We start from the raw sequence: 14,135 nt of genomic DNA on the forward strand, positions 1-14,135 counted from the left end.
TCAGCGCCACAGTCCCTCTGTGCTGACGGTATCCTCACCGCGCTCTCTGGCTTTGCGAACACGGTAGGAGAAATACTCCATAGCGGCAGCGTCATCTCGTGCCTGCGTGACAAAATCGCAGGCAAAGCGGATCAGCGAAAGCAGCCAGGACAATGCCACCAGCCCTACAAGGACGAACAGGATGCGGTCTGCCAGCACGGTATGGGCGCGATACCAGCCGTGGAACACCGTCAGCATGGACACGGTGTACAAAAGCGGGATGGTCATCCGCGTCAGCGCGGCCAGCCGGGAGAGAAGCGCCAGGACGCCGAGTCCGGCGATCACCAAAAAAGCGATCATGTGTCACGACCTCCTTCATCGGGTTTGTGGCATAGTACCATGACTGCGCAGACAAAGCAAGAGTCTGTTCAGCAAAACTCAGAAAAAATCGGAGGTGATCCATTGGAGGTCCGCATCAACAAAGAAGTACGAAATTACCAGGAGAGTCTATTCTTCGGCCTGTCCCTGCGGCAGCTGCTGTTCGCACTGCTGGCGGTGGCCGTGGCAGTGGGCGTATATTTCGGCCTGCGCCCTGTGCTGGGGAATGGGGAGATCGGCTGGGTCTGCGTGCTTGCAGCCTTTCCCTTTGCCCTGGGCGGCTTTTTTCAGTATAACGGCATGACGCTGGAACGCTTTCTGCTTGCGTATATCCGCTCGGAATTCCTGTTTCCCCGCAGGCTCGTGTTCAAATCGGACAACATATACGCCAAAGTTTTGGAAAATTCAACGATAAAGGAGGCACTCAAGCTTGATTAAAACTCTGCAAAATACACTGAAGCAGGACAAAGAAAGATTTATAGTTCCGAGATCTGTACAGGACATCATCCCCATCCGCCGCATCTGGCCGGATGGGGTCTTTCAATTTGGCAGCAAGTATTCTAAAACACTGCGTTTTAGCGACATCAACTACGCCATCGCCTCGAAAGAGGATAAGACAGCCATGTTTCTCAGCTATTCCGAGCTGCTGAACGCGCTGGACACCGGCTCCACCACGAAGATCACCATCAACAATAAGCGCCTGGACCGGCGCAATTTTGAGCAGGAGATCCTTATCCCGACCAAGGGAGATGATCTGGACGGCGGGCGTAAGGAATACAACGCCATGCTGCTGGATAAGGTGACGGACTCGTCCAACAGCGTGGTGCAGGAGCGCTACATCACCCTGTCCGTCCACAAGAAAAATGTAGAGGAAGCCCGTGCGTTTTTTGACCGCACGGTCCATGACGCCGCTTCCCGTCTGAACCACATGGACTCCCACTGTGAGGAACTGGATGCGGCAGACCGCCTCCACATCCTGCATGATTTCTACCGTGTGGGAGAGGAAAGCGAGTTCCGCTTTGACCTCCGGGAGAACATGAAGAATGGGCGCTCCTTCAAGGATGCCATCTGCCCGGACAGCATGGAATTCAAAAAGGACCATTTTATCATGGGCGGCAAATATGGCCGGGTGCTGTTTCTGAAGGAGTATGCCAGCTACATCAAGGATTCCATGATCAATGAGCTTACCAGCCTGAACCGAAGTCTCATGCTGTCTATCGACATCATCCCTGTCCCTACCGACGAGGCGGTGCGGGAGATGCAGAACCGCCTGCTGGGTGTGGAGACCAATGTGACCAACTGGCAGCGCCGGCAGAACGCCAACAATAACTTCTCCGCCGTTGTACCTTACGATTTGGAGCAGCAGCGCAAGGAGACCCGCGAGATGCTGGACGATCTCACCACCCGCGACCAGCGGATGATGTTTGCCGTGGTGACGCTGGTACATCTGGCAGACAGCAAGGAGGAATTGGACAGCGACACGGAAACGCTCCAGTCCATCGCCCGCAAGCACCTCTGCCAACTCACGACCCTGAACTGGCAGCAAGCGGACGGGCTGGTGACGGCGCTGCCGCTGGGCCTGCGCCGCATCGATGCACTGCGCACCCTGACCACGGAAGCGCTGGCTGTTCTCATGCCCTTTAAGGCCCAGGAGATCTGGGACCGGGGCGGTGTGTACTACGGGCAGAACGCCATCAGTAAAAATCTTATCGTAGCGGATCGCAGGCAGCTTCTCAATGGCAACGCATTCATTCTGGGTGTCTCCGGCTCCGGTAAATCCTTCAGCGCCAAGAAGGAGATGGTGTCTCTGGCGCTGTCCACGCAGGACGATATTATCGTGATCGATCCGGAGTCGGAGTACCGGCCCCTCATCGAAGGGCTGGGCGGTCAGGTCATCAACATCTCCGCCACCTCGCCCAACCATATCAACGCCATGGATATGGAGCAGGGCTACGGGGACGGAGAGAACCCCGTGGTGCTGAAATCCGAGTTCCTGCTCTCCCTCTGTGAACAGCTCATCGGGGCAGGCAAGCTGTCTGCCAAGGAAAAATCCGTCATCGACCGCTGCACCGCGCAGGTGTACCGGGACTATATCCGCAGCGGGTATCACGGCGCGGTCCCCACCTTGCAGGACTTCCACGCGGAGCTGCTCCGCCAGCCGGAAAAGGAAGCGCAGGATGTGGCGCTGGCCATCGAACTGTTTACAGACGGCAGTCTCAACACCTTTGCCAAGCCCACCAATGTGGACACCAACGCCCGTATCCTCTGCTACGATATCCGAGACCTTGGCAAGCAGCTTCTGCCGGTAGGAATGCTGGTGGTGCTGGACAGCATCTTCAACCGCATCATCCGCAACCGTGGGCTGAAGCGCAACACCTGGATCTATATTGATGAGATCTATCTGCTGTTCCAGCATGAGTACAGCGCCAATTTCCTGTTCACCCTCTGGAAGCGTATGAGAAAGTATCAGGCTTGCGGCACGGGGATCAGCCAGAATATCGAGGATCTGCTGCAGTCCCATACGGCCCGCACCATGCTGGCAAACTCAGAATTTCTCATCATGCTGAATCAGGCGGCCACAGACCGGGAGGAACTGGCGCGCCTGCTGAACATCTCGGATAATCAGCTCTCCTACATCACCAATGTGGACTCCGGTCGGGGGCTCATCAAATGTGGCAGCGCCATCGTGCCTTTCGTGGACAGTTTTCCCCGCCACACCAGGCTGTATCAGATGATGACGACTCGCCCCTCCGACCTTGTTGCGTGATGTGCTATGAAAAAAATCAAAGAAAAACCCACGCTCTCTGAACGCATCAAAGAAAAAGCGGTATCGACACCCAGAGAACTGCTGCACAGAGGTCTGGACGATGGTTCTGAGCGGCTGCGGACGCAGCTGCGGGATACGGCTCAGCACGGGCAGGCAGACGAGTACGGCGGTGACGCCGTTGAGGATACCGCCGCCCACGGCCTGCGTCGGGCAGAAAAGGAACTCACCCGGCAGCGGAAGAAGAAACCGCAGGAGCAGCCACCGGAGGGCGGCGCTCCTGCTGCCGATGCCACAGAGCAAAAGCCTTCTGCTATCAAGGGAAAAGATACCACTTCTGCCGTTTCGCAGCCGCAGACCGCTGCGGAGCGTGGACGGCAGCAGGCGCGTCAGAACGCCGCGCAAAAAGCTGCCAAGATCAAGACCAAAGACGCCTATATCGGCGCACAGACAGAGACACAGGTCACAGTGGCAGCGGAACCGCAGCGGCAGGGGCAGAGAGTATTTATGGAGGAACGCGGGCGCAAAGCCGCCCGATGGCAGGCGGTGCAAAAACGAGCCGTATCGCGGCACCAGGTCAAGACGGCGCAAGCCTTGCATTCAGACAGGGACGGCAGCACCATGCCCGACAGGAAACGTTCAGCACAGACTCCTCACATTAAAGAGCGGGCGGCAACCAGCTTGCCAAAATCGGCGCGAAAACACAGTCTGCCAATGGAACGGAAAGTATCACCGACTTTGTCTCGTTCACGCAAGACGGGCGACGCGGTGAAAGCCGCAGAGTCCGCACAGAAGCAGGCGGTCATGCTGCAAAGCAGCGCCCATGCCGCACGGGAAGCAGTGGTGCAGACAACGCGGTATCAGCAAGCCGCGAAAGCGGCGCAGGCCACCGCGCAGAAAGCATCCCAGGCGGCGGGACGGGCGCTGCGGGCGATCCTGTCCGCCGCCAGAAGCCTTGCGGCGGCGATGATGGCGGGCGGCAGCACGGTCCTCTCAATGGTGTTAGTCATCTGCCTGATCGGGCTTCTGATCGCGTCGCCGTTTGGGATTTTCTTCTCCGGCGAGGACAGCGGCACCGGATATACGATGCCGGAGGCTGTGACCATGCTGAACGCGGAGTTCACAGACCGCATCGAGCAGATCAAGGTGGATAACCCTTATGACGAATTGGATATGGACAACGCGGGCAGCGCCGCTATGGTGGCGAACTGGCGGGATGTGCTGGCGGTCTATGCTGTGCGGACAACGACAGATGCAGCGTCGCCGGACGAGGTGGCGACGCTGACGGAAGAAAAGCTGGATATTCTGCGACAGATTTTCTGGGATATGAACGCCATCTCTTATTGGGTGGAAACCATCTCAGGCGACAAGGATGAAAGCGATACCGTCATCCTGCACATCACTGTCACAGTCAAGGATCATCTGCAAATGGCGGAGGAATACCATTTCACGGCAGAACAGAAGAAGCTGCTGGAGGAACTGATGCAGCCGGAGTATGAAGAACTGTTCATGCGGCTCACCGGCAGCTACCAGGATATTGCACTCGGCGATAAGGAAGCTGCGGAGATCATGAAAAAACTCCCTGCGGATATCAGCGAGGAGCGCAAGCAGGTGGTGCTGACGGCGTATCAGCTTCTGGGCAAGGTCAACTATTTCTGGGGTGGAAAGAGCCTTGTGCTTGGATGGGATTCTCGCTGGGGTACGCCTATGGAGGTCACGGCGGCAGGCAGCTCTACGACCGGAACGATGCGCCCATTCGGATTAGACTGTTCCGGCTTTGTCGATTGGGTGTTTTACAACCAGTCTGGCGGCAGTTATGTCATCGGCCATGGCGGTGGAGCGTCCAGTCAGCACAGCTATTGCACCGATATTTCATGGAGCGATGCCCAGCCGGGAGACCTTGTGTTCTATCCGGGAGACAGCCATGTCGGCATTGTCTGTGGATTTGACGGAAACGGCAATGTGCTTATCATCCACTGCGCCAGCGGGTACAACAATGTGGTTGTGACGGGAAAGAGCGGCTTTACATCTATTAGCCGCCCTGCATACTATGCCGATTAAAAATACCTCTTGTTTCCGCATGGTATCGTCTTTCTCTGATGCTGTCACGCTTTCCTATTTCCCGCCACCGGCAGGGCCACCTGGGTGATGAACTTGCTCGGGTCCTTGTGCTGGGGCGGGCCCTCCAGATAGGTGTGGCGCAGGGTGCCAAGCGGCGTTAGACCGTGGGCGGCGGCATGGTCCTGAAGCTGCCGCCCTACGGCAGGGAGTTCCTCGTAGGCTCCGTGGTGGTAGATGCAGATTGCCTGCACTTCCGGCAGCTCCACCACAAATTCACCTTGGCTGCCTGCGGGAACTGCCACACAGAAAGCGGCTTCTCCCGAACGGTCAATGGGATATTCGATGAAGTACATCCGCCGGGTGATGTCCGTTCCGTAGGAGCGCATGGCCTCCAGCGCCGTATTACGCAGCAGGACGGTGCGCTCGGCCACGGAACCGCTCGGATAGATGCGGCGATACACCAGCTGCGGCGGCAAAAATATCTCCTTGACCTGTTCAGAGCTGATCTTAGCCCGCTCGTAGAGCTTTTCGATGTTGAGGTTCAGCTCATCGCGCATCTTTTCCAGCCGCTGAATCAGCGGCAGCAGGTCGGCGGAGTCGTTGAAGTAGTCCCGGATCTCATCCAGCGTCAATCCAAGGTTTTGCAGGCTGCGGATACTGCGCAGCAGAGTGAAGGTGTCAATACCGTAATAGCGGTTGCCGGTGGCGGTATTTCGGGTGTCGGGCTGAATGAGTCCCCGCTCCTCGTAATGGAGGATAATGCGGCGGGTGACGCCCAGCGCTTTGGCAATTTCCCCAATGGAAAAAAGATTTTCTTCATTTTTGGACATAATTTTACCTCAAAAAGCAAAAAAAGACTTGCACCGCACTCCGACAGCCTTGCTTTCTCTATGGCCGCCCCTGGTTTTGACGGTTACGATAGGAATATTGTTATTGACAATTTGCAAAAATCATTCCTCTCATACTTTGGAACGATTTACATTTTCGTCAGGGGTTGTATAATAAACTTGAGTTATAATCAATTTCGTCGAAAGAGGTATTGACAGGGGGGCGCGCCCCCCTGTCCCGTAGGGTTCCCCTACGGGACAATTCCACTCTGGCGCAAGGGAGGGAAACGCTTGCAGGAAAATATCATCGTAAAACCGTCCGTTGAGAAGCAGTTTGACCGTTTTTTGCGGCAGGGCCGCGCACTCTTTTTCAGCGCACCCTGCGGCTTCGGAAAGACAGTGCTGGCCGATACGCTGTTGGATGGGCGGCCCGTTCTGCGGCTGAACGCGGCAGATACCGGCTTTGCGCTGCCCTCTCTGGAAGATGCGTGGGACATCCTGCTGATCGACAACATTCAGGATATGCAGGAGGAGCAGGACTGGAATGCCCTGTGCGAGCTGATCCGCGCCTGCCCTGAGCGCCGCTTCGTCCTGCTCTCCCGCGGCCCGTCGCCGGGGAGCCTCATGGCCTTTCAATACACGGGGCTGATGACGGTGCTGGAGACCGACGACCTGCTCTTTGATGCGGACGATGTGCGGCGGCTGCTCCGGCTTTACGGCGTGGAGGCGGCAGACAGTGAGATCGACGGGATACGGAAGGAATCCATCGGATACCCACTGGGCGTGGCCATCACGGCGCGGCATCTGTCCGGCGGAAAGCATTTTTCGCCGGAGATCGTGGCGCGGGTGTTCCGGGAGGTGTTTCTCTACTTCGAGACCGCCATCTACCGGCGCTTTGACCTGCCGGTGCGCCGTTTTCTGCTGGAGCTTGCGCCGTTTGAGAGCTTCGACCTGGAAATGGCGCGGATGGTCAGCGGCGATCCACGGGCCGGCGACCTGCTGGACTGGCTGCTGCGCTATACCACCATGTTCCGCTGCGACGACCGCCAGCACTATCACTTCTGGTCCGGTTTCCGGGAGTTCCTTCTCTGGGAGATGGAGCGGGAATACACAGAGGAAAAGCGCCGCGCGCTGCTCAGCCGCGGCGGGCTCTACTACGAGCTGAAGGAGGACTACGCCCGCGCGCTGGAATGCTACACCAGCGGCGGCGACCACTCCAAGGTGTCCGAGTTGCTGGTGCGCAATGCAGAACTCCACCCCGGCATGGGCCACTATGCCGAGATGGAAAAATACTACCGAAGTCTGCCGGAGGCGGAAATTCTCGCCTCTCCCTCGCTGATGCAGGGCATGAGTATGCTCTGCGCGCTGGCCATGGATTACGAAGGCTCGGAGCGCTGGTACGGCGAGCTGCAAGCATTTGCCGAACACTGCGGCAGACAGGATGCCGCCGGGAAGCAGGCCCGCAGCCGCCTTGCGTGGCTGGACATCTCCCTGCCCCAGCGGGGCGTGAACGGCTTGACGGAAACCATCCCAGCTGTGTTCCGGCTGCTGATGAACAAGGAAGTGACGCTGCCGTCCTTCTCCGTCACCAGCGCGTTGCCCAGCATCATGAACGGCGGCAAGGACTTCTCCCCGTGGAGCAAAAAGGACGACCTGCTCTACAAGACCCTCCGCATCCCCGTGGAGGCGGTGCTGGGGCGGGACGGCGTGGGTCTTGTGGACTGCGCCATCGCCGAGAGTAAGTTTGAAAAGGGCGAGGACGTCGCCGGTCGGATGCTGTCCCTTCTCCCGCAGCTCAACGAGGTGCGCAACCGCGGCGCGCCGGACATGGAGTTCGCCATCAGCGGTCTGCTGGCCCGCAGCCAGCTGGCAAACGGACAGCCCACCGACGCGCGGCGCACCATCGAGGTGCTCCGCGAACGCTTTGCCGAGCGGGGCCTGACCCGGTTTTTCCCCAACATGGATGCCATGCTCTGCCGCCTTTCGCTGCACACGGGAGATATCGATGCGGCGGACGCGTGGTATCGGGAAAAAGCGCCCCGAGAGCCGACGCATTTGAACGTCATGCGGCGCTACCAATATCTCACCCAGGCCATGGCGGAGCTGGCGGACGGCAGGCCGGACGCGGCGCTGCTGACGCTTGCCCCGCTGGAGCCGTACATCCCAAACTGCGCCCGCATCATCGACGGGATTCACCTGAACATTTTGACGGCCATTGCCCTGCACCGCAAGCGGGACGAGGGGTGGCGCGGACGATTGATGGCGGCGCTGGACGCGGCGGCGGAGTACCGCTTCATCCGCACCGTCAGCGTATACGGCACGGCGGTGCTGCCGCTGCTGGAGGCGCTGGACTGGGACGGTGACAAAGCATGGCGCAAGCGGCTGATGGCGGCGGTGCGGACGCAGGCGGCGTTTTACCCCCATTTCCTCGAACCCCGCCTTGCCCCCGGCGAGGAGCTGACACCCACGGAACTGCAAATTCTCCATCTGCTCTGCGCGGACAAAAGCAACGCGGAGATCGCCCGGATCATGGACGTGAAGCTGCCGACCGTGAAGACCCATGTCAGCCACATCCTCGACAAGCTGGACGTGAAGCGCCGGGCGGAGGCCAAAACCGCCGCGAAAAAGCTGCATTTAGTGCAGGACGACCTGTAAAAACAGCATCCGGCAGATGCCGGTTTTCCATATAAAAGCAAGACGATTTTTCAAGGAGGAAGAATATGAAAAAACGAGTATTGAGTATGCTCATGACGCTGGCGCTCTGCCTGTCGCTGCTGCCCACGGCGGCGCTGGCGGCGGACCCGGAGGCAGCCCCGGCGGAACAGTTTTCCGGTCTCACCCTCGGCGAGACCTACTGGTTCGACCTGTCCGGGGCGGGCATTCCGGGCACCGTGAACGAAGGGAACAGTGAGGGCGCGGCCGCTGTGCCGGACAAGACCCTCCGATGGGTGCCCTTCACCTACGCGGGCACCGTGAAAGCTTATGTGCTGAACGAGAACTCCAGCGGTGTAAAGACCGCTTCAGAGGCGGCGGCAAGCACGACTTCCCCCGATGGGCAATACGGCTACACCTATGACCACAGCCTGTTTATCGCGGACTACGCCGTGACCCATACCGTCAGCTGGGATGAGCTGAATGAGAAGGGTCTGATTTTCGGCACGGCCTATACCAGCGGCGGCGTGGACTATACCCTCCGCGCACCGTCTGTGGGAGACTATACAGGTTTGGACGATTCCGAACGCGGCGTGCCCCAAAGCAACGAATGGGACACGATGCTGAACAAGAACAGCGGATATATCCAAAACTGGAACGGTATGCTTTCCTGGGGGCAGGATACTTTCCTGGAGGGTGATTCGTATCGCGCGTTCCGTGGGGACAGCTTGGCCCGCGGCTGGGGTTGCATCACTGCTACGTACCAGGACGCGAACCGCGGTTTCCGCCCCGTCCTTGAAATTCTGAACCCTGACACACTGAAGTCTGACGGACTGAAGGTCGTTACCCTTGACCTTGGCGGCGGCAAGCTGGGTAATAGCTCCAAGAATATTCAAATCATCGTGAAAAACGGCGGCACGTTTGCCGCGCCCGCGTCCGACGGTCTGAACCGCCCGGACGGAGATACAGGAAGCTTCTTTATGTGGCTCGGAAGCAACGGCAAGCTCTACGCCCCCGGCGACAGTGTTCCGGCGGACGTTACCAAGCTCACGGCGCAGTTTGCTTTATCAGAGCAGTTTTCCCTCAAACCCGGCGGCAGATATTATTTTGACCTCTCCGGCGCGAGCATTCCCGGCACGGTGAACACCGGAAACATCCTTGGCGCGACTTCCTTGCCGGATACGACGCTCCACTATGTTCCCTTTACTTATGCCGGAACGATAGAAGCCTACAAGCTCACATCGGAGATGGCAACGACTGAGGAATATGCAGAGCAGAACAAATATCCCCACAGCCTGTTTGTGGCGGACTATGTCGTAACGAATGATGTAAGCTGGAATACCCTGAATGAGAAGAATCTGATTTTTGGAAAGAGCTATACCAGCGGCGGCGTGGACTATAACCTGCGCGCACCGTCTGCTGGAAGTAACTCTACAGGTTCGGGCGATTCCCAACGCGGCGTGCCCCAAAGCAACGAATGGGACACGATGCTGAACAAGGACAGCGGATATATCCAAAACTGGAATGAAATAAATTCGTGGGGGCAGGATGCTTCTTCTGGCAGCGCGCCGTACCGTGCGGTTCGCGGGTACCGTTCGGCTCGCGACTGGGACAGCAGCTATGTTACGAACTCCTACCCGGGCGTCGGTTTCCGCCCCGTCCTTGAAATTCTGAACCCTGGCGACCTGGGCGCTAACGGCCTGACGACCGTCACGCTGGACCTGAACGGCGGCCATGTGGGACGTGATGCTACTGCTGTTACTGTCAATTTGGCGGTGAAATCCAGCGGGACATACACCGCTCCCAGCAGCGACGGCCTGACCCGCCCCGATGGAGATACGGGCAGTTACTTCGTGTGGCTTGGAAGCAACGGCAAGCTCTACGCCCCCGGTGCCAGTGTTCCGGCGGACGTTACCAAGCTCACGGCGCAGTTTACTTTATCAGAGCAGTTTTCCCTCACTCCCGGCGGCAGATATTATTTTGACCTCTCCGGCGAGAAAATTCCCGGAACGGCAAACGGCAATCTGCCGGACAGCGCCCTGCACTATGTTCCCTTTACTTATGCCGGAACGATAGAAGCCTACAAGCTCATGTCTGCGATGGCAACCACCGAGGAATATGCACAGAAGAAGAAATACGCCCACAGCCTGTTTGTGGCGGACTATGCCGTAACGCATACGGTAAGCTGGGATGACCTGAATAGCGCAGGTCTGATTTTCGGCAAGGGCTATGTCGCCGGCGGCGTGGACTATACCCTGCGTGCGCCGTCTGCGGGAAGTAACTCTACAGGCTCGGGCGATTCCGGTCCCGGCGTGCCCCAAAGCAATGAATGGGACACGATGCTGAACAAGGACGACGAATATATCCAAAACTGGAATGAAATGTTTTCGTGGGGACAGGATACTTTTTCTGGCGACGCGTCGTATCGCGCGCGCCGTGGGTACCGTTCGGCCCGCTACTGGGTTTACCTCACTGCTACGGACCAGTACGTGGACGTCGGTTTCCGCCCCGTGCTTGAAGTCCTGAACCCTGACACACTGGGCTCTGACGGGCTGACGACCGTCACGCTGGACCTGAACGGCGGCCATGTGGGACGTGATGCTACTGCTGTTACTGTCAATTTGGCGGTGAAATCCAGCGGGACATACACCGCTCCCAGCAGCGACGGCCTGACCCGCCCCACCGGGAACGACGGCGCCTACTTCAAGTGGCAGGACAGCAGCGGCAACTTCTACGAGCCGGGCGGCACTGTCCCCGCCGACGTGACCAGCCTGACCGCCCTGTGGGAAAAGCAGGTTCCCACGCTGACCGCCCCCACCGCAAACACTCTGGTCTATAACGGCAGTGCGCAGGCGCTGGTCACCGCCGGTACTACAGCGGACGGTACCATGCAGTACAGTCTGGATAATACAGACTGGAGCACCGGCATCCCCACCGGCACCGATGCCAAAACGTATACTGTTTATTACAAGGTCGTGGGTGACAGCAACTACACCGACAGCGAGCCGGCTTCGGTCAGCGTCACCATCGCGCCCAGGTCCATTGCGGACGCTTCGGTCACGCTGGGTGAATCGCTGACCTACAACGGCTCCAGTCAGACCCAGACGGTTACCGTGAAGCTTGGTGAAGTGGATATCACCAGCTCCTGCAACGTGTCCAACAATGTGCAGACCAACGCCGACAGCTACACCCTGACGGTCACGGCCAAGGACAATTCCAACTACACCGGCAGCGTGACCAAGGACTTCACCATCGCCAAAAAGTCCATCACGCCCACCATTGCAGTGAGCGGAACCTATACCTTCACCGGCAGCGCCATCACGCCCGCCTTCACGGTGAAGGACGGCGACACCGCTCTGACCGACAGTGATTATACCGCCGTTCTCGCCGACAACATCAACGCGGGCAGCGGCAAGATCACGGTCACAGAAAAGACGACCGGAAACTACACCTTCAGCGAAGCGCAGCAGAGCTTTACCATCGGCAAGGCCGCCGCGCCGACGCTGGACAACATTTCTGTCAGCCAGAAGTACACCGTGACCACCCAGCAGAGCAAAGACATCGGCCGCGCCGGTATGTCTGCTAACGCCGGAACCCTGGCCTATGCCAAGGGCACTGAGGAAGAGATTACCTACGTCAGCAGCTGGAACGTGGAACCCGATACCGGTAAAGTGACCTTCACCCTGTCCGGCGGCGCAGCAGGCAGCACTGTGACCCTGCCCATCAAGATCACCTCCACCAACTACGCGGATTCCACCGTCAATGTGGTGATTACCCTGACGGATAAGGATGTTCCCACGGTCAACGCCAACGACATCACCGTGACCTACACCGGCTCCGCTGTTCCGAACAGCGCCATTACCGGTACTGCCAGCGTGGCCGGTAGTTGGAGCTTCAAGAACGCGGCTCCCGTGAAGGTTGCGGACAGCAGCGACAGTGTGACCGTGGTGTTCACCCCCGCGGACACGGACACTTATGAAACGGTTGAGGATTTCATCAAGGTGACCATCAACAAGGCCACCCCCACCGGAACGCCCGCTTACACCGCCATCACCACCGGCGGCAAGACTCTGGCGGACGCGGCGCTGGCTATCGGCACCATCACGCCGACCGGCGGCTCCATCGCGTGGGACGTTGCCGCCGACACCGCTGTGACAGCCAACACCGCCTACAACTGGACTTATACCCCCACCGACCCGGACAACTACAACAACCTGACCGGAAGCATCACGCCCTATGTGGTGTCCTACTCCGGTGGAGGCTCCTCCGGCAGCTCCAACACCACCACCAAAACGGAGAAGAACCCGGACGGCTCCACCACCACGACCGTGACCGACAAGAAGACGGGCACCGTTACCGAGACCACCAAGAACACCGACGGCTCTACCACCGTTGTGGAGACCAAGAAGGACGGCACCGTCACCGAGACCAACAAGTCTGCCGACGGCTCCACCGGCACGGTGAAAACCGACAAGAACGGCAGCGTAACCGAAGTGAAGTCCACCGTTTCCACTGCTGCCGCGAAGGAAGCCGCCAAGACCGGCGAGGCTGTGACTCTGCCTGTGGAAGTCCCCGCCGCTAAGACCACCGAGGACGCTCCCGCCGTGGAAATTTCCGTGCCCAAGAGCACCGGCTCCGTCAAGGTGGAAATTCCTGTGGGGAAGGTCACCCCCGGCACCGTGGCTGTCATTGTCCATGCCGACGGCACCGAGGAAATCGTCAAGACCTCCATTCCCACCAAAACCGGCGTGGCGCTGAAACTTGAAGGCAGTGCCACCGTGAAGGTCATTGACAACGCCAAGAAATTCTCCGATGTACCCGCAAGCCACTGGGCCAGCGAAGCGGTTGCCTTCGCCTCCGCCCGGGGCATCACCGGCGGCACCTCCGACACCACCTTCTCTCCGGACACTCCCTGCACCCGCGGCCAGATCGTCACCTTCCTGTGGCGGGCCGCCGGGTCTCCTGAGCCCAAGGGCTTGAGCAACCTTTCCGATGTTCCCGCCGACGCCTACTACGCCAAGGCGGTGGCCTGGGCATTGGAGAACGGCATCACGGGGGGAACCGGCAATGGCATGTTCAGCCCCGACGCCACCTGCACCCGCAGTCAGAGCGTGACCTTCCTCTATCGTGCCGCCGGGTCTCCCACGGCTTCTGATGACATCGCGTTCGGCGATGTTACCGCTGAGAGCTACTATGCCGACGCCGTGGCCTGGGCCGCGCAGAACGGCATTACCAGCGGCATTGGCAGTGGGCTCTTTGGACCTGCCAATGAGTGCTCTCGGGCTCAGATCGTGACCTTCCTCTATCGGAGCGCAAAGTGATTTTAGGGCGAACCTGATTCCGGTTTTCGGCTCAACGCCCGCTCCGGAAGGGAATTTTTATCACATAATCTTACAAAACAGTACAGCAAAAAGGCTTTGGACAGGGGGGTACCCCCCTGTCCCCGCAGGGAACCCTGCGGGGATAGACATTTT

7 protein-coding genes are annotated in these 14,135 nt (G+C 58.8%); 5 read left to right on the forward strand and 2 right to left on the reverse strand.

The genetic code is table 11. The features are described 5' to 3' along the window. The gene (locus ACTQ3V_RS00665; RefSeq protein WP_441363942.1) at nt 1–339 is read right to left on the reverse strand and encodes a hypothetical protein; all 339 of its coding nucleotides are present in this window, start codon (nt 337–339) and stop codon (nt 1–3) included. A 102-nt stretch (nt 340–441) separates the two neighbouring features. Here ACTQ3V_RS00665 and ACTQ3V_RS00670 point away from each other — a divergent pair, with 102 nt between their 5' ends. The 3 genes from ACTQ3V_RS00670 to ACTQ3V_RS00680 are packed head-to-tail and all read left to right on the forward strand — an operon-like array spanning nt 442 to nt 5,182. Further along, a complete protein-coding gene (locus ACTQ3V_RS00670; RefSeq protein ID WP_441363941.1) occupies nt 442–795 on the forward strand; it encodes a PrgI family protein in 354 nt (117 codons plus the stop codon). After that, entirely contained in the window at nt 788–3,124 is a 2,337-nt protein-coding gene (locus tag ACTQ3V_RS00675; protein WP_441465810.1) for a VirB4-like conjugal transfer ATPase, CD1110 family, read from the forward strand. Before ACTQ3V_RS00670 ends, ACTQ3V_RS00675 begins: the two co-directional genes overlap by 8 nt. A gap of 6 nt (nt 3,125–3,130) precedes the next feature. Further along, nucleotides 3,131–5,182, forward strand: coding sequence for an NlpC/P60 family protein (locus ACTQ3V_RS00680; protein ID WP_441363939.1), 2,052 nt, complete (start codon nt 3,131–3,133; stop codon nt 5,180–5,182). Between the two features lie 44 nt (nt 5,183–5,226). Here the strand turns inward: ACTQ3V_RS00680 and ACTQ3V_RS00685 are convergent, their stop codons facing one another. Then, nucleotides 5,227–6,012: a MerR family transcriptional regulator gene (locus ACTQ3V_RS00685; protein ID WP_441465811.1), complete on the reverse strand. Its 786-nt coding sequence runs from the start codon at nt 6,010–6,012 to the stop codon at nt 5,227–5,229. A 288-nt stretch (nt 6,013–6,300) separates the two neighbouring features. Here ACTQ3V_RS00685 and ACTQ3V_RS00690 point away from each other — a divergent pair, with 288 nt between their 5' ends. Further along, on the forward strand, nt 6,301–8,664 hold the full coding sequence (locus tag ACTQ3V_RS00690; protein WP_441465812.1) for a helix-turn-helix transcriptional regulator: 2,364 nt from the start codon (nt 6,301–6,303) through the stop codon (nt 8,662–8,664). A 65-nt stretch (nt 8,665–8,729) separates the two neighbouring features. Beyond that, nucleotides 8,730–13,982 carry an S-layer homology domain-containing protein gene (locus ACTQ3V_RS00695; protein WP_441465813.1) on the forward strand — a complete coding sequence of 1,751 codons (5,253 nt, stop codon included), beginning with the start codon at nt 8,730–8,732 and terminating at the stop codon, nt 13,980–13,982. The last annotated feature ends 153 nt before the right edge of the window (nt 13,983–14,135 follow it).

The sequence above is a fragment of the Candidatus Agathobaculum pullicola genome, from assembly GCF_052117205.1.
Classification (GTDB): Bacteria; Bacillota; Clostridia; order Oscillospirales; family Butyricicoccaceae; genus Agathobaculum; species Agathobaculum pullicola.

Excerpts from the sequence above, each read along its gene's own strand:
- ACTQ3V_RS00665 (WP_441363942.1), bottom strand. The coding sequence starts at position 339 with ATGATCGCTTTTTTGGTGATCGCCGGACTCGGCGTCCTGGCGCTTCTC.
- ACTQ3V_RS00695 (WP_441465813.1), top strand. The coding sequence starts at position 8,730 with ATGAAAAAACGAGTATTGAGTATGCTCATGACGCTGGCGCTCTGCCTG.
- ACTQ3V_RS00680 (WP_441363939.1), top strand. The coding sequence starts at position 3,131 with ATGAAAAAAATCAAAGAAAAACCCACGCTCTCTGAACGCATCAAAGAA.
- ACTQ3V_RS00685 (WP_441465811.1), bottom strand. The coding sequence starts at position 6,012 with ATGTCCAAAAATGAAGAAAATCTTTTTTCCATTGGGGAAATTGCCAAA.